The 18,521-nt window shown below is 52.2% G+C and carries 18 protein-coding genes, 1 pseudogene and 1 other annotated feature; of the genes and pseudogenes, 10 read left to right on the top strand and 9 right to left on the bottom strand.

Annotation, left to right across the window (positions count from 1 at the left end; all coding sequences use genetic code 11):
• Positions 1–405, top strand: a pseudogene (locus OGY37_RS21315) (hypothetical protein); the annotation flags it as partial.
• A 68-nt stretch (positions 406–473) separates the two neighbouring features.
• Here the strand turns inward: OGY37_RS21315 and mnmE are convergent.
• From mnmE to OGY37_RS23530, 6 genes are all read right to left on the bottom strand, one after another.
• Positions 474–1,838, bottom strand: coding sequence for a tRNA uridine-5-carboxymethylaminomethyl(34) synthesis GTPase MnmE (gene mnmE, locus OGY37_RS21310; RefSeq protein ID WP_286621824.1), 1,365 nt, complete (start codon positions 1,836–1,838; stop codon positions 474–476).
• A gap of 105 nt (positions 1,839–1,943) precedes the next feature.
• Positions 1,944–3,590, bottom strand: coding sequence for a membrane protein insertase YidC (yidC, locus tag OGY37_RS21305; RefSeq protein WP_125363078.1), 1,647 nt, complete (start codon positions 3,588–3,590; stop codon positions 1,944–1,946).
• 2 nt (positions 3,591–3,592) lie between these two features.
• On the bottom strand, positions 3,593–3,850 hold the full coding sequence (gene yidD, locus OGY37_RS21300; protein ID WP_003023846.1) for a membrane protein insertion efficiency factor YidD: 258 nt from the start codon (positions 3,848–3,850) through the stop codon (positions 3,593–3,595).
• Entirely contained in the window at positions 3,814–4,173 is a 360-nt protein-coding gene (gene rnpA, locus OGY37_RS21295; RefSeq protein ID WP_003844432.1) for a ribonuclease P protein component, read from the bottom strand. The genes yidD and rnpA overlap by 37 nt, the downstream gene beginning before the upstream one ends.
• A gap of 17 nt (positions 4,174–4,190) precedes the next feature.
• On the bottom strand, positions 4,191–4,331 hold the full coding sequence (gene rpmH, locus OGY37_RS21290) for a 50S ribosomal protein L34 (RefSeq protein ID WP_003023858.1): 141 nt from the start codon (positions 4,329–4,331) through the stop codon (positions 4,191–4,193).
• A 228-nt stretch (positions 4,332–4,559) separates the two neighbouring features.
• Positions 4,560–4,640, bottom strand: a complete 81-nt coding sequence (locus OGY37_RS23530; RefSeq protein WP_418222139.1) for a hypothetical protein — start codon at positions 4,638–4,640, stop codon at positions 4,560–4,562.
• A gap of 297 nt (positions 4,641–4,937) precedes the next feature.
• Here OGY37_RS23530 and dnaA point away from each other — a divergent pair, with 297 nt between their 5' ends.
• The 5 genes from dnaA (at position 4,938) to yidA (ending at position 11,985) form a co-directional block, all read left to right on the top strand.
• A complete protein-coding gene (gene dnaA, locus OGY37_RS21285; RefSeq protein ID WP_003827078.1) occupies positions 4,938–6,341 on the top strand; it encodes a chromosomal replication initiator protein DnaA in 1,404 nt (467 codons plus the stop codon).
• 4 nt (positions 6,342–6,345) lie between these two features.
• Positions 6,346–7,446, top strand: coding sequence for a DNA polymerase III subunit beta (gene dnaN / locus OGY37_RS21280; RefSeq protein ID WP_003023863.1), 1,101 nt, complete (start codon positions 6,346–6,348; stop codon positions 7,444–7,446).
• Positions 7,446–8,519, top strand: a complete 1,074-nt coding sequence (recF, locus tag OGY37_RS21275) for a DNA replication/repair protein RecF (protein ID WP_126317187.1) — start codon at positions 7,446–7,448, stop codon at positions 8,517–8,519. Before dnaN ends, recF begins: the two co-directional genes overlap by 1 nt.
• Before the next feature lie 28 nt (positions 8,520–8,547).
• Positions 8,548–10,962, top strand: coding sequence for a DNA topoisomerase (ATP-hydrolyzing) subunit B (gene gyrB / locus OGY37_RS21270; protein WP_148361298.1), 2,415 nt, complete (start codon positions 8,548–8,550; stop codon positions 10,960–10,962).
• Between the two features lie 210 nt (positions 10,963–11,172).
• On the top strand, positions 11,173–11,985 hold the full coding sequence (gene yidA, locus OGY37_RS21265) for a sugar-phosphatase (RefSeq protein WP_286621817.1): 813 nt from the start codon (positions 11,173–11,175) through the stop codon (positions 11,983–11,985).
• A 44-nt stretch (positions 11,986–12,029) separates the two neighbouring features.
• On the opposite strand, the gene OGY37_RS21260 is transcribed toward yidA, so the two are convergent.
• Positions 12,030–12,599, bottom strand: a complete 570-nt coding sequence (locus OGY37_RS21260; RefSeq protein ID WP_491700941.1) for a YidX family protein — start codon at positions 12,597–12,599, stop codon at positions 12,030–12,032.
• Positions 12,600–12,681: 82 nt separating this feature from the next.
• A complete protein-coding gene (gene cbrA / locus OGY37_RS21255; RefSeq protein WP_286621815.1) occupies positions 12,682–13,827 on the bottom strand; it encodes a colicin M resistance lipid reductase CbrA in 1,146 nt (381 codons plus the stop codon).
• Positions 13,828–13,926: 99 nt separating this feature from the next.
• Between cbrA and OGY37_RS21250 the strand changes: the two genes are divergently transcribed.
• Complete coding sequence (locus OGY37_RS21250) at positions 13,927–15,153, top strand: YidR family protein (RefSeq protein ID WP_286621814.1); 1,227 nt, start codon at positions 13,927–13,929, stop codon at positions 15,151–15,153.
• A gap of 1 nt (position 15,154) precedes the next feature.
• On the opposite strand, the gene OGY37_RS21245 is transcribed toward OGY37_RS21250, so the two are convergent.
• Positions 15,155–15,487 carry a YceK/YidQ family lipoprotein gene (locus OGY37_RS21245; protein WP_164084788.1) on the bottom strand — a complete coding sequence of 111 codons (333 nt, stop codon included), beginning with the start codon at positions 15,485–15,487 and terminating at the stop codon, positions 15,155–15,157.
• 238 nt (positions 15,488–15,725) lie between these two features.
• Positions 15,726–15,797: a sequence feature (ROSE (Repression Of Heat Shock gene Expression) occurs in the 5'-region of heat shock genes and acts as an RNA thermometer to modulate expression.), on the top strand.
• On the opposite strand from OGY37_RS21245, the gene ibpA reads away from it, so the two are divergent.
• The 3 genes from ibpA to OGY37_RS21230 all read left to right on the top strand — a co-directional run bounded on the left by ibpA (position 15,791) and on the right by OGY37_RS21230 (position 18,510).
• On the top strand, positions 15,791–16,204 hold the full coding sequence (ibpA, locus tag OGY37_RS21240) for a small heat shock chaperone IbpA (protein WP_003023882.1): 414 nt from the start codon (positions 15,791–15,793) through the stop codon (positions 16,202–16,204). Its footprint overlaps the feature before it by 7 nt.
• Positions 16,205–16,296: 92 nt before the next feature.
• Positions 16,297–16,725: a small heat shock chaperone IbpB gene (gene ibpB, locus OGY37_RS21235; RefSeq protein ID WP_003827096.1), complete on the top strand. Its 429-nt coding sequence runs from the start codon at positions 16,297–16,299 to the stop codon at positions 16,723–16,725.
• Between the two features lie 123 nt (positions 16,726–16,848).
• Positions 16,849–18,510 (top strand): putative transporter, encoded by a 1,662-nt coding sequence (locus tag OGY37_RS21230; protein WP_003827099.1) that lies wholly within the window; start codon positions 16,849–16,851, stop codon positions 18,508–18,510.
• The last annotated feature ends 11 nt before the right edge of the window (positions 18,511–18,521 follow it).

Raw genomic sequence — 18,521 nt, 5'->3', positions numbered from 1 at the left:
AATATTCCACTGGTGAAAGGAAAAGAAGTCATTGAGACCAGTTATATCTTTGATTTTGGAGATTATGGCCTCAGTGACGGGTATGGGACAGGGAGGGCAAAAGAGGTCAGTGGAGATCTTGACTTAAAAACGGATTATTTCCCTGAAGTATTTATTAGCCATTTATTTAATCAAACAACATTGAACTTATTTGGTGGAAATACCGGCCCTGAAAAATGGCGAAGGCGTTTTCGGCTTAGGAATACTCAAAACATCCTTATTGAGCCAGTCATTCATTTCGATAAAGTTGTTACATTGACACCTCCAGATGCTCCAGGCAAACTTACGGCAACTTATCCCGATGGCAGTAGTGAAAAGATCCCGCATATTTATCCCAGCTATGAAAAATTGCTGTCGATGAAATGATGATTTATGTAGTTCCCGCCAGAGAATGTGCTGGCGGGATTTTTCATTAATGGCCAATTTCTGAAGAATTACTTACCAATACAGAAGCTGGAGAAAATCCGTCCCAGCAGATCGTCGGAGGTAAACTCTCCGGTGATCTCACTGAGGTTCTGCTGCGCAAGGCGTAGCTCCTCAGCCAGCAATTCTCCGGCCCATGCTCCGAGCAGTTGGGCTTTACCCTGCTCGAGATGCTCTGCAGCTTCTGCCAGCGCCTGCAGGTGACGACGACGGGCCAGGAAGCCGCCTTCCATATTGGTTTCAAAGCCCATGCTCTGTTTGAGATGGTTACGCAGTACGTCAACGCCTTCACCGGTACGTGCTGAGAGGCGAACCAGTGAGTGGCCATTTACTTCGCTAAGGCCCAGCGTCTCACCGGTAATATCCGCTTTGTTACGCACCACGGTAATCGGCAGTTTGGCCGGCAGACGGGCGATAAAGTCTGGCCAGATGTCAGCCGGGTCCACGGCATCGGTGGTGGTGCCATCAACCATAAACAGCACGCGGTCGGCCTGTTCGATTTCCTGCCAGGCACGTTCGATACCGATGCGTTCAACTTCGTCGCTGGCATCGCGCAGACCGGCGGTGTCGATGATGTGCAGCGGCATGCCGTCGATATGAATATGCTCACGCAGCACGTCGCGGGTAGTCCCGGCGATATCGGTGACAATGGCCGCCTCATGGCCAGCCAGCGCGTTTAGCAAGCTTGATTTCCCGGCGTTTGGACGCCCGGCAATCACCACCTTCATCCCTTCGCGCAGCAGGCTGCCCTGACGCGCTTCCGCACGAACGGCATCAAGATCGCTGATAACGCTGTTGAGTTGCGCTTCAATCTTGCCGTCAGACAGGAAGTCGATTTCTTCATCCGGGAAGTCGATCGCCGCTTCCACATAGATGCGCAGGTGAGTGAGCGCTTCCACAAGATGATTTACCCGCGCGGAAAATGCGCCCTGCAACGAGTTCAGCGCCGAGCGAGCGGCTTGCTCTGAGCTGGCATCGATCAGGTCGGCAATCGCCTCTGCCTGGGCTAAATCGAGCTTATCATTGAGAAACGCTCGCTCGGAGAATTCGCCCGGCCTGGCAATGCGCAGCCCAGGAATGGTCAGAATACGTTTGAGCAGCAGGTCAAGAATCACCGGACCGCCGTGGCCCTGAAGCTCTAAAACGTCTTCGCCGGTAAAGGAGTTCGGGCCGGGGAACCACAGGGCAATCCCCTGATCCAACGCGCTGCCATCCGCGTCTTTAAACGGCAGATAATCGGCATAACGCGGTTTGGGTAGTTTCCCCAGTACGGTTTCTGCGACTTCACGCGCCTTCAGGCCGGAGATACGCAGGATACCCACGCCACCACGTCCCGGTGGGGTGGCCTGAGCGACGATGGTGTCGTTATGGCTCATGGTTTGTCTCTTCTTAATGCAATAAAAAAGGCGGTCTAATGACCGCCCTTTACTTTATGTTCCGTTTGCCGGATGGCGGCTTCGCCTAATCCGGCCTACACCGAATCAGGAGTTTTTCTTCTCGCGGCTATGCAGGCCACGTTTCTCCAGACCACGGTAAATCAGCTGCTGCTGAATAATGGTTACCAGGTTGCTGACGATATAGTACAGCACCAGACCTGACGGGAACCACAGGAAGAACACGGTGAAGATGACCGGCATAAAGGTCATGATCTTCTGCTGCATCGGGTCGGTTACGGTGGTCGGAGACATCTTCTGAATGAAGAACATCGTCACGCCCATCAGAATCGGCAGGATGTAGTACGGGTCCTGTGCAGACAGGTCATGGATCCACAGAGCGAACGGCGCATGACGCAGTTCAATGGAGCCCATCAGCATGTAGTACAACGCCAGGAAGATTGGCATCTGGATGATCAGCGGGAAGCAGCCGCCCAGCGGGTTTACCTTCTCAGCTTTGTACAGGGCCATCATTTCCTGGCTCTGACGCTGTTTGTCATCGCCCAGACGCTCACGCATAGCCTGAATCTTCGGCTGCAGCATACGCATCTTCGCCATGGAGGTGTACTGCGCTTTAGTCAGCGGGTACATGATGCCACGAACGATAAAGGTGATAACGATGATGGAGAAGCCCCAGTTACCCAGGAAGCTATGGATCCACTTCAGCAGTTTAAACAGCGGCTGAGAAATGAACCACAACCAGCCGTAATCCACGGTCAGATCCAGGTGCGGTGCAACGGCCGCCATTTTGTCCTGAATTTCCGGGCCGACCCACAGGGTGCTGGTCATTGCGCCAGTCTGGCCAGGCTGAACCAGTACCGGCTGTGATTTATAGCCGATAGCGGCAATGCCGTTACCCAGGTTAGCGGTATAGAAGTTGTTGGTGCCGTCGTTACGCGGAACCCATGCCGTTGCGAAATACTGTTGCAGCATTGCGACCCAGCCGTCTTTAGCATTGACGTTCAGGTTTTCGTTTTCAGCAATGGTGTCGAATTTGTATTTCTCATACTTCTCATCCGGCGTGGAGTACGCCGCGCCACGGAAGGTGTGCAGCGCAAAGTTGCTGCTACCGGTGTCACGATGAGATGGCAGATTGATGGATTGCTTCAGCTGACCAAAGGTGGAGACTTCCAGCGGTTTTTCGCCGGCGTTCTGCACGCTGTAGTTAACGTTGACAGCATATTCACCACGCTTGAGTACAAACGTTTTAGTGAATGTGTTACCCGCTGCGTCAGTATAGGTCATCGGGATCTGCAGTTCGTTCTGACCGTCAGCCAGTACAAACGCGTCTTTATCGACGTTGTACAGCGGACGTGGGCCGTTAGCCGGGTTATCCGGGCCGTCACGACCTGTCAGGCCACTTTGTGCCTGGTAGATGAACTGTGGCGTGGTTTCCAGTAACTGGAACGGTTCGGTAGAACCGAGTTCTTTCGGGTAAGCTGGCAGTGAAGCCTGTTCCACATCACCACCACGGGTGTTGATGGTCAGATCAAGCACGTCAGTTTTAACCGTAATCAGTTTCCCCTGGCCACTGGCCGGTACGCCCTGGTCTGCGGCGCTACCCGCTGCGGTGGTCGTTGTCTGCGTGGTCTGTTGGGCCTGAGGTTGCGGGTTTTTATCCTGCTCCCAGGCTTGCCAGATCATGAAAGACACGAACAGCAAAGCGATGACTAAAAGATTGCGTTGCGAATCCATCGTTAGTGTTCTCTGGTATCAAATGGTCCGGGCGGGACGGGATCGTCACCACCAGGGTGTAAAGGGTGGCATTTTAATACGCGTTTCACCGTCAACCAACTGCCTTTTATCACTCCAAACCTGCGCAATGCCTCAATTCCGTAGCTCGAACAGGTTGGAGTGAAACGGCAATGCGGCCCAAGCAGCGGACTGATCAGGCGTTGATAGACCCGAATGAGGGCTATCAGGACCCGCGAGCCAGGCGACAATGGCGACGCCATAATTTTTCCAACGCTTCCGAGAGAGCACGGTTATCGAGGTCAGCAACCCCTTTTTTCGCCACCACCACGAAATCCATTGCTGGAAGCTCGTGCTGACGTAAACGGAAGCTTTCACGCGTCAGACGTTTAATCCGATTGCGTTCATGCGCACGCTTAACATTTTTCTTGGCGACTGTAAGACCGATACGGGGATGCCCCAGCGAATTCAGGCGGCCGAGGATGGTGATTTGCGGCGTGCCAGCCCGTTGTGGCTGCTGGAAGACGAATGTGAAATGAGTGGGAGTTAACAAACGTAACTCCCTGGGAAATGCGAGCTTAACCACTCAGGGGCTAGCTTTTATTACTTAGAAACGGTCAGACGAGAACGGCCTTTAGCACGACGACGTGCCAGAACCTGACGACCATTTTTATTAGCCATACGAGCACGGAAGCCGTGAGAACGGTTGCGCTTCAGTACAGACGGTTGAAAAGTGCGTTTCATGGCGATTTCTACCTAAACTTGAATAAATTCACTGACTTTTGCGTATACCCGAACGAATTTCGAACGACTTACGCCACAGTGTGGGTGATTAAAGAGGCCGGATTGTAATAATTGTACACTCCGGAGTCAATTCTCTTTCCTTATTTCCCGCTTTTTTCCGCATGGTTTCGCGTAAAAAACAGGCAGCGTTGACGCCGTAAGGCGACCGTTACTCGCTGGGGGTAAGAATTATACGGGCTGGTGGATAAAGCGCAAGGATCGCTCGGGATCTTTATTAGATCGTTTAAGCAGTAAAGCATCTTTACTCATTAATTTTTTCAATATGCGCGCTAAAACCTGCAGCACTTCTCCAGGATCGTTTACACTTAGCCGATTCTGGATCATCCTGTGGATAAATCGGGAAGAATCTGTGAGAAACAGAAGATCTCTTTCTCAGTTTACGCTATGATCCGCGGTCCTGATCGTTTCAATGGATCCTGATCGGGTAAAAATTGCAGATAGCAATTCGCACGTCACCCTTTGCATAGGGTCTTGTCGATGTGCGTCAACAATCATGAATGTTTCAGCCTTTGTCATTTATCGACTTTTGTTCGAGTGGAGTCCGCCGTGTCACTTTCGCTTTGGCAGCAGTGTCTTGCCCGATTGCAGGATGAGTTACCAGCCACAGAGTTCAGTATGTGGATACGCCCGTTGCAGGCGGAACTGAGCGATAACACGCTGGCTTTGTATGCGCCAAACCGTTTCGTGCTCGATTGGGTAAGGGATAAATACCTTAATAATATTAATGGATTACTCAATAATTTCTGTGGCGCGGATGCCCCACAGCTGCGCTTTGAAGTCGGCACTAAACCCGTCACGCAAACGCTGAAAACGCCGGTCAACAACGTTGTTGCGCCCGCCCACGTGGCTCAGCAAGTGCAACCGCAACGTGCTGCTCCGGCGGCGCGTCCAGGCTGGGATAACGTCCCGGCTCCGGCAGAACCTACCTATCGTTCTAACGTCAACGTCAAACACACGTTTGATAACTTCGTTGAAGGTAAATCTAACCAACTGGCGCGCGCGGCGGCACGTCAGGTGGCGGACAATCCTGGCGGCGCCTACAATCCGTTATTCCTTTATGGCGGTACGGGTCTGGGTAAAACCCACCTGCTGCACGCTGTCGGTAACGGCATTATGGCGCGTAAGCCAAACGCCAAAGTGGTGTATATGCACTCCGAGCGATTTGTGCAGGATATGGTCAAAGCCCTGCAAAACAACGCGATCGAAGAGTTTAAACGCTACTACCGTTCCGTTGACGCGCTGCTGATTGACGATATCCAGTTCTTCGCGAATAAAGAGCGATCGCAGGAAGAGTTTTTCCACACCTTTAACGCCCTGCTGGAAGGCAATCAGCAGATCATCCTGACCTCGGATCGCTATCCGAAGGAGATCAACGGCGTTGAAGATCGTCTGAAATCCCGCTTTGGCTGGGGACTGACTGTCGCGATCGAACCGCCTGAACTGGAAACGCGTGTTGCGATCCTGATGAAAAAAGCCGACGAAAACGACATTCGTCTGCCAGGTGAAGTAGCGTTCTTTATTGCCAAGCGTCTACGCTCTAACGTACGTGAGCTGGAAGGCGCACTGAACCGCGTGATCGCCAACGCCAATTTTACCGGCCGGGCGATTACTATCGATTTCGTGCGCGAAGCGCTGCGCGATCTGCTGGCTTTGCAGGAAAAGCTGGTCACCATCGACAATATTCAGAAGACGGTGGCGGAGTATTACAAAATCAAAATTGCGGATCTGCTTTCTAAGCGTCGATCTCGCTCGGTAGCTCGCCCGCGCCAGATGGCGATGGCGCTGGCAAAAGAGCTCACTAACCACAGTTTGCCGGAAATCGGCGACGCGTTTGGTGGGCGTGACCATACTACCGTGCTTCATGCCTGCCGCAAGATTGAGCAGTTGCGTGAAGAAAGCCATGATATTAAAGAAGATTTCTCCAATTTAATCAGAACATTATCTTCGTGACGCTATGAAATTTACCGTTGAACGTGAACATTTATTAAAACCGCTTCAGCAGGTCAGCGGCCCGCTGGGTGGACGTCCTACACTGCCTATTCTCGGAAACCTGCTGCTGCAGGTTGCTGACGGCACGCTTTCGCTGACCGGTACCGATCTCGAAATGGAGATGGTGGCGCGCGTGGCGCTGATCCAGCCTCATGAACCTGGTGCTACCACCGTTCCGGCGCGTAAATTCTTCGATATTTGCCGTGGATTGCCGGAAGGCGCGGAAATTGCCGTTCAACTGGAAGGCGACCGTATGCTGGTGCGTTCTGGCCGCAGCCGTTTCTCGCTGTCTACGCTGCCTGCCGCCGACTTCCCGAATCTGGACGACTGGCAGAGCGAAGTCGAATTCACCCTGCCGCAGGCGACGATGAAGCGCCTGATTGAAGCCACGCAGTTTTCGATGGCGCATCAGGACGTACGTTACTACTTAAACGGCATGCTGTTTGAAACAGAAGGGGAAGAGCTGCGTACCGTGGCGACCGACGGCCACCGCCTGGCGGTCTGTTCAATGCCTGTTGGTCAACCGTTGCCAAGCCATTCGGTGATCGTACCGCGTAAAGGCGTGATTGAACTGATGCGTATGCTCGACGGCGGCGATAACCCGCTGCGCGTGCAGATTGGCAGCAACAACATTCGTGCGCACGTTGGTGATTTCATCTTCACCTCCAAGCTGGTTGATGGCCGTTTCCCGGATTATCGCCGCGTATTGCCGAAGAACCCGGACAAACATCTGGAAGCCGGTTGCGATATCCTCAAACAGGCGTTTGCGCGTGCGGCGATCCTCTCGAACGAGAAATTCCGCGGCGTGCGTCTGTATGTCAGCGAAAACCAGCTCAAAATCACCGCCAACAACCCGGAACAGGAAGAAGCAGAAGAAATTCTGGATGTCTCCTATCCTGGTACAGAACTGGAAATCGGCTTTAACGTGAGCTACGTACTGGACGTTCTGAACGCGCTGAAGTGCGAGAACGTGCGTATTCTGCTGACAGATTCCGTATCGAGCGTACAGATTGAAGATGCAGCATCACAGTCGGCTGCCTATGTTGTTATGCCAATGAGACTGTAATGTCGCTCTCCCGCCTGTTGATCCGCGATTTTCGCAATATCGAAAACGCGGATCTCGCTTTATCCCCCGGCTTTAACTTCCTGGTTGGCGCGAATGGCAGCGGCAAAACCAGCGTGCTGGAAGCCATCTATACGCTCGGCCACGGTCGGGCGTTTCGCAGTTTGCAGATTGGCCGCGTGATTCGCCACGAGCAGGAGTCGTTTGTTTTACACGGGCGTTTGCAGGGTGAAGAGCGTGAGACGTCGATTGGCCTGACGAAAGATAAACTGGGCGACAGCAAAGTGCGCATTGACGGCACTGACGGGCACAAGGTCGCAGAACTGGCGCATCTGATGCCGATGCAGCTGATCACGCCTGAGGGGTTTACTTTACTCAATGGCGGCCCCAAATACAGAAGAGCATTCCTTGACTGGGGATGTTTTCACAATGAAGTCGGATTTTTCACCGCCTGGAGCAACCTGAAGCGACTGCTCAAGCAGCGCAATGCAGCGCTGCGCCAAGTGAGTCGTTATGAGCAACTGCGCCCGTGGGATAAAGAATTGATCCCACTGGCGGAACAAATCAGCACCTGGCGCGCGGAGTACAGCGCCGGTATCGCGCAGGATATGGCGGATACCTGCCAGCAGTTTCTTCCCGAGTTTTCGCTCTCCTTCTCATTCCAGCGCGGCTGGGAGAAAGAGACTGATTATGCCGAAGTGCTGGAACGCAGTTTTGAACGCGATCGCATGTTGACCTACACTGCGCACGGCCCGCATAAGGCGGATTTCCGCATTCGCGCCGACGGTGCGCCGGTGGAAGACACATTGTCGCGTGGGCAGCTAAAGCTGCTGATGTGCGCCTTACGTCTGGCGCAAGGGGAGTTCCTGACCCGTGAAAGCGGGCGGCGCTGCCTGTACCTGATAGATGATTTTGCCTCTGAACTGGATGACGCGCGTCGCGGACTGCTGGCCAGCCGCTTAAAAGCCACGCAATCTCAGGTCTTTGTCAGCGCAATAAGCGCTGAACACGTTATAGACATGTCCGATGAAAATTCGAAGATGTTTACCGTGGAAAAGGGTAAAATAACGGATTAACCCAAGATAAAATGAGCGAGAAACGTTGATGTCGAATTCTTATGACTCCTCCAGTATCAAAGTCCTGAAAGGACTGGATGCGGTGCGTAAGCGCCCGGGTATGTATATCGGCGACACGGATGACGGCACCGGTCTGCACCACATGGTATTCGAGGTGGTAGATAACGCTATCGACGAAGCGCTCGCGGGTCACTGTAAAGATATCGTGGTAACGATTCACGCTGACAACTCCGTGTCCGTTACCGATGATGGCCGTGGTATCCCAACCGGTATTCACCCGGAAGAGGGCGTTTCGGCAGCGGAAGTTATCATGACCGTTTTGCACGCAGGCGGTAAATTCGATGATAACTCCTATAAAGTTTCCGGCGGTCTGCACGGCGTGGGTGTTTCCGTCGTTAACGCCCTGTCACAGAAACTGGAACTGGTGATTCGTCGTGAAGGCAAAGTGCATCAGCAAACTTACGTGCACGGTGTGCCGCAGGCGCCGCTGGCGGTAACTGGCGAAACCGAATTGACGGGGACTCAGGTCCGTTTCTGGCCAAGCCACGAAACCTTTACCAATGTTGTTGAATTTGAATACGACATTCTGGCGAAACGTCTGCGCGAGCTGTCATTCCTGAACTCCGGCGTCTCTATTCGTCTGCGCGACAAGCGTGACGGCAAAGAAGACCATTTCCACTACGAAGGTGGCATCAAGGCGTTTGTTGAATACCTCAACAAAAACAAAACGCCGATCCACCCGAATATCTTCTACTTCTCCACCGAAAAAGACGGTATCGGCGTTGAAGTTGCGCTGCAGTGGAACGATGGTTTCCAGGAAAACATCTACTGCTTCACCAACAACATTCCACAGCGTGACGGCGGTACTCACCTTGCAGGCTTCCGTGCGGCGATGACCCGTACCCTGAACGCCTACATGGACAAAGAAGGCTACAGTAAAAAAGCGAAAGTCAGCGCTACCGGTGACGATGCCCGTGAAGGCCTGATTGCCGTTGTTTCCGTGAAAGTACCGGATCCGAAGTTCTCCTCACAGACCAAAGACAAGCTGGTCTCCTCTGAGGTGAAATCGGCGGTAGAACAGCAGATGAACGAACTGCTGAGCGAATATCTGCTGGAAAACCCGTCTGACGCGAAAATCGTTGTCGGCAAAATTATTGATGCTGCGCGTGCTCGTGAAGCTGCACGTCGTGCGCGTGAAATGACCCGTCGTAAAGGCGCGCTGGACTTAGCCGGTCTGCCGGGCAAGCTGGCGGACTGTCAGGAACGCGACCCAGCTCACTCTGAACTGTATCTGGTGGAAGGGGACTCCGCGGGTGGCTCTGCGAAGCAGGGACGTAACCGTAAGAACCAGGCGATTCTGCCGCTGAAGGGTAAAATCCTCAACGTCGAGAAAGCGCGCTTTGACAAGATGCTCTCCTCTCAGGAAGTTGCGACGCTGATCACCGCGCTCGGCTGTGGCATCGGTCGTGACGAGTACAACCCGGACAAACTGCGTTATCACAGCATCATCATCATGACCGATGCGGACGTCGACGGCTCGCACATCCGTACGCTGCTGTTGACCTTCTTCTATCGTCAGATGCCGGAAATCGTTGAACGCGGCCACGTCTACATTGCACAGCCACCGCTGTACAAAGTGAAAAAAGGCAAGCAGGAACAGTACATTAAAGATGACGAAGCGATGGATCAGTACCAAATTTCTATCGCTCTGGATGGCGCAACGCTGCACACCAATGCCAGCGCGCCAGCCCTTTCAGGTGAATCGTTAGAGAAACTGGTTTCTGAATACAACGCGACGCAGAAAATGATTGGTCGTATGGAACGTCGTTTCCCGAAAGCGCTGCTGAAAGAACTGGTTTATCAACCGACGCTAGATGAAGCCGATCTCGCTGATGAAGCGAAAGTCACTGCCTGGGTTTCTCAGTTGGTTAACGTGCTGAATGAAAAAGAAATGCACGGCAGCACCTGGAACAGCTTTGTGCGTAAAGACGCTGAACTGAACCTGTTCGAGCCGGTGATCCGCGTTCGTACCCACGGTGTGGATACCGATTATCCGCTGGAGCATGAATTTGTGACCGGTGGCGAATACCGTCGTATTTGTACGCTTGGCGAGAAGCTGCGTGGACTGATCGAAGACGATGCGTTTATCGAACGTGGCGAGCGTCGCCAGCCGGTTGCCAGCTTCGAGCAGGCGCTGGAATGGCTGCAGAAAGAGTCACGTCGTGGCCTCGCTATCCAGCGTTATAAAGGTCTGGGCGAGATGAACCCGGAACAGCTGTGGGAAACCACCATGGATCCGGAAAGCCGTCGTATGCTGCGCGTTACCGTGAAGGATGCGATTGCTGCCGACCAGCTGTTCACCACGCTGATGGGCGATGCCGTTGAACCGCGTCGCGCGTTTATCGAAGAAAACGCCCTGAAAGCGGCGAACATCGATATTTAAGCCAATCTGTAGTCCGGATAAGGCGGTTTACGCCGCCATCCGGCAAGACGTTGTATTGTGCCTGATGGCGCGTTGCTTATCAGGCCTACAAACGACAACTAATCTACAAAAAGGGGAATCTCAATTCCCCTTTCTATCCCCCTTTTCGTAGCTGTTTTTTGAGCGGAATCGCGTTAGCATGAGGACGGACTCATTTAATCCGGGGAACTCATGGCTATCAAACTTATTGCTATCGACATGGATGGCACACTTCTGCTGCCCGATCACACCATTTCACCAGCGGTCAAAACGGCGATTGCCGCGGCACGCGCGCGTGGCGTGAATGTGGTGCTGACCACGGGACGCCCGTATGCCGGCGTTCACAGCTATCTGAAAGAACTACATATGGAACAACCCGGTGACTACTGCATTACCTACAACGGTGCGCTGGTGCAGAAAGCAGGGGATGGCAGTACCGAGGCGCAAACCGCGCTGAGCTATGATGATTATCGTTACCTGGAGCAGCTCTCCCGGGAAGTCGGCTCGCATTTCCACGCCCTCGATCGCAATACGCTGTATACCGCGAACCGTGATATCAGCTACTACACGGTGCACGAATCGTTTGTCGCGACCATCCCGCTAGTGTTCTGTGAAGCCGAGAAAATGGATCCCGCAACCCAGTTCCTGAAAGTGATGATGATTGACGAGCCGGAGATCCTCGATAAAGCTATCTCTCGTCTACCTGCGGAAGTAAAAGAGAAGTACACCGTGCTGAAAAGTGCGCCGTATTTCCTCGAAATCCTCGATAAACGCGTCAATAAAGGGACGGGCGTAAAATCGCTGGCCGATGCGTTAGGCATTAAAGCCGAAGAGGTGATGGCGATTGGCGATCAGGAAAACGACATCGCGATGATTGAATACGCAGGTGTGGGCGTTGCCATGAACAACGCTATTCCATCAGTCAAAGAAATCGCCAACTTCGTGACGAAATCCAACCTTGAAGATGGCGTCGCGTATGCCATTGAGAAATTTGCGCTGAATTAAGAAAATATGGGCAAGTGCCTTGTTACATTTGCCCATTTAAATATTTATTGGTGATAATAATTAAAAAATAATATTTGTAATGGAGAGGTTACGACATCCAGAGTGATAGTAATGGGCAGCAGTCCGTTTGTGACGAATTCAGGTATATGTGAGGTTTTATATTCGTAAAAACCAACGGTAAATGGATGATAAAACGTAAGCATCTGCGAGTAATCCTGTTTGGTGCTTTTTTTATGGATTGTCCCTTCCAGTTTGGATAGATTTTTAGTGCAGTATTGCGCTGAGCAGTCAAAACCGTAGCCCGTAAGCACTTGTTTAACGTCCTGCGTTTCCCCTGTGTATTTAAGCGTTAATACGCCTTTAAATCCCTTTTTATTGTCGCTGATGATGAATTCGGCGATATCAACGGCCTGTAAATTATGACGGTCGATTTGCGGATCTTGCAGCAACTTCACCACGCTTTCGGCACCACTGGTTATCAGATAATCAAACGTTTTGCCGACAAAGACATAGCCTTCATTACCATCATTATCTTTACCTGACGATAAGCCAATAACGGTGTCTGTTTTCCACTTTTCCCTTGTTGTTTGTGGATCGCCTGCTTTGAGCCACATAAAGCTCAGGCACCCTGATAACATAACGCTAAGCGATGATACGACCAGCGATTTTACCAACCAGCTATATTTTATGTTCAACTTAATCCCTTAAAAAAACGTGCCGTAATGTCATAGCCATACTACGCGATTTATCACGCTTTTCTTTTGCTGGCGGGTGACTTTCAGATTTTGCCAAGGGAATATGCGCAACGCCGCTGCGCATAATCCATTTACGGGAAAATGCCGACGTCAGGGCCCGGCTTTTCAGGATTTTTCCATACAGTTTGAGTCGTAACTTGCGGGTGGCTTTACGGTAAGCGTGATTCATATCTGGCATATCCCGCAGCAGTACCGATTTGAGGATCTCCGCGCTGTCCAGCGCATAGCTAATCCCTTCCAGCGAGCTGGCGCTGATAAAACCGGCCGCTTCACCAATCAAAAATGCGTTGTCCTCGCCGCAGACGAAGTCTTTCCAGCGTGAGGGGAATAGCACCGTACATTTTTCACTTTTCACCGGTTTGCCGAACTGGAAATGGAACGCTTCCAGCTTCTCTTTCAGCGCGTCAAAGCGTGCCTGTCCGTCCTTCATGGGGTAGGCGCCACCAAAGATAAAATAGCCATCTTTGCTGATACTCCAGGAATAACAGTCAGTTGCATCGTTATCAAAAATACAGGAATAGAACGGTACGGGATGCTTTTCCGCAAACCATTGTTGAATCGCGACATATTTACGGATTTGGTGCTGTGGATAGAGATGACGGCGCACCAGTGAGTTCGCACCGTCTGCCCCCACCAGATAACGTGCAGTGATCTGCTGCTCCCAACCGTCGGCGCGGAAGATAACATGCCATTTATCGCCCTCGCGCCAGATTTTCCGGCGCAGGCTGTCGTGATACACCTGCACATCATCAGGGATGAGAGATTTAAGCCATAAATCAAAAGCATGGCGGTTGATATTAATGTAGCTGCGCTGGTAGTTACGCGTCAAAGAAGCGGCAACATCAACCGTTTTAACGCTAAAAATCTGCGGGTTGGCGATAACATCAACGGGTAAGGTTATCCCGTCGCGGATAAACGAACGCTGGGCGTCCGGGGCCAGCAGACCGCCGCAGGGTTTAGTGAAACCTTCGTTACCGCACTGGCGTTTTTTATCCAACGCAATCACGCGCATTTTTCCGCTTAACTGTCGCGCCAGCGCTGCGCCTGCCGGACCTAAACCGATAATCGCTACTTCAAAATGTTCCATCTTTCTGTCCGCAAAAATGAAGATGGCGATACGCTAAAGCCTGAAAGTGAAGTGCTTGTGAAGTATGATTGTTTTAATCGTCTTGTATCAGGGCATCCCATGAAGCAAATCACCTTTACGCCGCGTAATCATCAGCTTACCAATATCAACACCTGGACACCGGACAGCCAGTGGCTGGTCTTTGATGTGCGCCCTTCCGGCGCCTCTTTTACCGGTGAAACAATTGAGCGCGTCAATATCCATACTGGCGAGCTGGAGGTGATTTACCGGGCTACTCAGGGATCGCACGTTGGCGTGGTGACCGTTCATCCAAAGTCGGAAAAATATGTATTCATTCACGGGCCTGAAAATCCTGATGAAACATGGTATTACGACTTCCATCATCGCCGTGGGGTGATTGTTACGCAGGCTGGGGTGGAGAATCTGGATGCAATGGATATTACTGCGCCCTATACGCCAGGTGCGCTGCGCGGCGGGAGTCATGTGCATGTCTTTAGCCCGAACGGTGAGTTTGTCAGTTTCACCTATAACGACCATGTTCTGCATGAGCGCTCTCCGGCGCTCGATTTACGTAACGTCGGCGTGGCTGCACCGTATGGTCCGGTGAATGTCTTCGCGCAGCATCCCCGTGAATACAGCGGTAGCTACTGGTGTGTGCTGGTGAGCCAGGCGACACCAACGCCAAAACCGGGTAGCGATGAGATTAACCGCGCCTATGAAGAGGGCTGGGTTGGAGAAAACAGGCTGGCATTTATCGGTGATACGCTATCAGCCACTGGCGAGAAAGTACCGGAGCTGTTTATTGTTGATTTGCCACAGGATGAAAGCGGCTGGAAACAGCCGGGGGACGCGCCTCTGGAGGGGACTGACATGACCATGCCTGCGCCGCCATCCGGTATTTGCCAACGCCGTCTGACGTTTACCCATGAGCGCGCCTTTCCGGGGCTGGTGAACCAACCTCGCCACTGGGTACGCAGTAATCCAAAGGCATCTGAGATTGCGTTTTTAATGCGTGATGACAACGGTATTGTGCAGCTATGGCTGATTTCCCCACAGGGGGGAACGCCGCGCCAGCTTACCCAGTGTGCTACGAATATTCAGTCAGCTTTTAACTGGCACCCATCGGGGAAGTGGCTGGGATTTGTACTGGAGAACAGAATAGCCTGTTGTGATGTTCAAACGGGCGAGATTGATTTTTTAACGGAACGTCATGGTAACCCACCATCGGCTGACGCGATCGTCTTCTCCCCTGATGGTCGACAGGTTGCGTGGATGGAAGACGTCGAGGGTTTCCGCCAGCTGTGGGTGACTGAAACCGGGCGTTAATTTATGGAGCAGACATTTCTGCCGGGGGAATAACGGCGTTCGTGGCCTGGGTTCTCTCCTCGCTCTTTTCTACGCGGGATCTCACCGAGTTATCTTTGCGAAAGAGATCCCAAGGTAGCAATACCGTATCGAGCACCGCGGTAAAAGGCATATCCAGAATCGCCAGCGACTTGGTTCCCCAGTTCGTATCACTTTCGCTAATCATTGTGGCACTGGCTCGCGTGCCAGGATACGTCCCTTCTTTGCCACCTGTATGTGACATGATGCTGGAACAGCCGCTTACAAACACCATCCCACTACACATCGTCAGTGTTACCAACATTTTTTTAATCATCATTTATTCATCTGTATTTATCGTGTTTGCATGGTGAGTTAAAGCGATCCGTTGCGAAAATAACATCACCATTTCGTCGCACTGTGGCGGCCATCGCGATTTAACGAGAACAACTGCTCCCCCCAGTGTATGCAATAGACAACAAACTGCAAAAAAAGTCAGATGAATACGCTTGAAAAGTTTGTATTAAGACCCATTTTTAGAGTGTAGACAAATGAAGGGCATGCCTGATGGGTGTCCTGGCTACCTGACCTGTCCATGATGGAAGGTCAATATTCTCGCTGATTTCAGGAGCTATTGATTATGCGTAACTTTGATTTATCCCCGCTGTACCGTTCTGCTATTGGTTTTGACCGTCTGTTTAACCTGCTGGAAAACAATCAGGGCCAGAGCAATGGCGGCTACCCTCCGTACAACGTTGAGCTGGTAGACGAAAACCATTACCGCATTGCAATTGCCGTTGCCGGTTTTGCTGAAAGCGAACTGGAAATTACTGCCCAGGACAATCTGCTGGTGGTAAAAGGTGCCCATGCGGACGATCAAAAAGAACGTACTTACCTGTATCAGGGTATTGCCGAGCGCAACTTTGAACGCAAGTTCCAGTTAGCGGAGAACATTCATGTTCGCGGCGCAAACCTGGTAAATGGTCTGCTGTATATCGATCTTGAGCGCGTGATTCCTGAAGCGAACAAACCGCGCCGCATCGAAATCAACTAATTCTGTAGGCCGCTTCAGGCGGCCTTGCTAAGTCATCGGCTTGCCGTCAGGGAGCCGAAAGGTACCTACTCGCTTCTTAGAAGGAGATTATTATGCGTAATTACGATTTATCCCCACTGCTGCGTCAATGGATCGGTTTTGACAAACTGGCCAATGCCTTGCAAAACACCGGTGAAAGCCAGAGCTTCCCGCCTTATAACATCGAAAAGAGCGATGATAACCACTACCGCATTACCCTTGCGTTAGCCGGTTTCCGCCAGGAAGATCTGGATATTCAACTGGAAGGCACGCGCCTGACAGTGAAAGGTACGCCGCAGCAGCCGGAAAAAGAGACCAAATGGTTGCATCAGGGACTGGTCACTCAGCCGTTCAGCCTGAGCTTTACGCTGGCTGAAAATATGGAGGTCTCCGGCGCAAGCTTCACTAACGGCTTGCTGCATATTGATTTGACCCGGAATGAACCTGAAACCATTGCTCCACAACGTATCGCCATCAGCGAACGTCCCGCATTAGACAGTTAAATAGCTCCATGCCTTTGCCCCGCCAGAAATGACGGGGCTTTTTTGTGCTTTACCACCCATACATTGCGACTGTACTCTGCGAGAATCCATTTACTTAATGATGTTATTCACAGGGAACAGGATATGAGTGATATAGCATTGACGGTCAGCGTTCTGGCATTGGTGGCAGTTGTCGGGTTATGGATCGGCAACATAAAAATACGTGGTGTGGGTTTTGGCATTGGAGGTGTGCTGTTCGGCGGCATTATTGTCGGGCATTTTGTCGATCAGGCAGGGATGACCCTGAGCGGCGACATGCTGCATTTTATTCAGGAATTTGGCCTGATTCTTTTCGTCTACACCATCGGTATTCAGGTGGGGCCGGGCTTTTTTGCGTCACTGCGCGTTTCCGGGCTGCGGCTGAATCTGTTTGCCGTACTGATTGTTATTATGGGGGGCCTGGTCACCGCGATCCTGCATAAGATTTTTGCCATTCCTCTCCCTGTGGTGCTGGGAATATTCTCTGGTGCGGTCACCAACACCCCGGCGTTGGGCGCGGGGCAGCAAATTCTGCGCGATTTGGGTACGCCTGGCGATGTGGTTGACCAGATGGGGATGAGCTATGCCATGGCTTATCCTTTCGGCATTTGCGGAATTTTACTGACCATGTGGCTGATGCGCCTTATTTTCCGCGTTAACGTCGATGCTGAAGCCCAGCAGCATGAATCCACGCTGACCAACGGGCACGCGCTGATTCAGACGATGAACATCCGCGTGGAAAACCCAAACATCAACAATATGGCGATTCAGGATGTCCCGATTCTGAACAGCGACAAAATTATCTGCTCGCGTCTGAAACGTGACGAGACATTGATGGTGCCGTCGCCAGGGACAGTTATCCAGTTGGGCGATCTGCTCCACCTGGTCGGGCAGCCTGCTGACCTGCATAACGCGCAGGTGGTGATTGGGCAGGAGGTGGATACATCGCTGTCTACGCGAGGTACCGATTTACGCGTCGAACGCGTGGTGGTGACTAACGAGCAGGTGCTGGGTAAACGTATCCGTGACCTGCACTTTAAAGAACGTTACGACGTGGTGATTTCCCGCCTGAACCGTGCGGGTGTTGAGCTGGTAGCCAGCAGCGACGCCAGCCTGCAATTCGGGGATATCCTCAATCTGGTGGGGCGCCCTTCGTCTATTGATGCCGTTGCCAATGTTGTGGGTAACGCGCAGCAAAAACTGCAGCAAGTGCAGATGCTGCCGGTATTTATCGGTATCGGGCTGGGTGTTCTACTGGGTTCAATTCCGCTGTTCATCCCAGGGTTTCCGGTGGCGTTAAAACTGGGTCTGGCCGGTGGGCCGCTGATTATGGCCTTGATCCTGGGGCGTATTGGCAGCATTGGTAAGCTGTACTGGTTTATGCCTCCCAGCGCTAACCTGGCGCTGCGAGAGTTGGGTATCGTGCTGTTTCTCGCGGTAGTTGGTCTGAAGTCAGGCGGTGATTTTGTCGATACTCTGACGCAGGGCGATGGCCTGAGCTGGGTGGGGTACGGTATTTTCATTACTGCGATTCCGCTGATTACCGTGGGTTTGTTAGCTCGTCTATTTGTCAAAATGAACTACCTGACGCTGTGCGGCATGCTGGCTGGCTCAATGACCGATCCCCCGGCTCTGGCGTTTGCTAATAACCTGCATGCCACCAGCGGGGCGGCAGCGCTCTCCTACGCCACCGTTTATCCGCTGGTTATGTTCCTGAGGATTATCACGCCACAGCTGCTGGCGGTGATCTTCTGGGGATTAGGTTAAAACTGACTTAT

It is taken from the genome of Citrobacter sp. Cpo030 (genome assembly GCF_030333005.1).
In the GTDB taxonomy this organism is placed as follows: domain Bacteria; phylum Pseudomonadota; class Gammaproteobacteria; order Enterobacterales; family Enterobacteriaceae; genus Citrobacter; species Citrobacter portucalensis.
The sequence above is the reverse complement of the archived record's forward strand: the minus strand, read 5'-3'. Positions and strand labels throughout refer to the sequence as shown.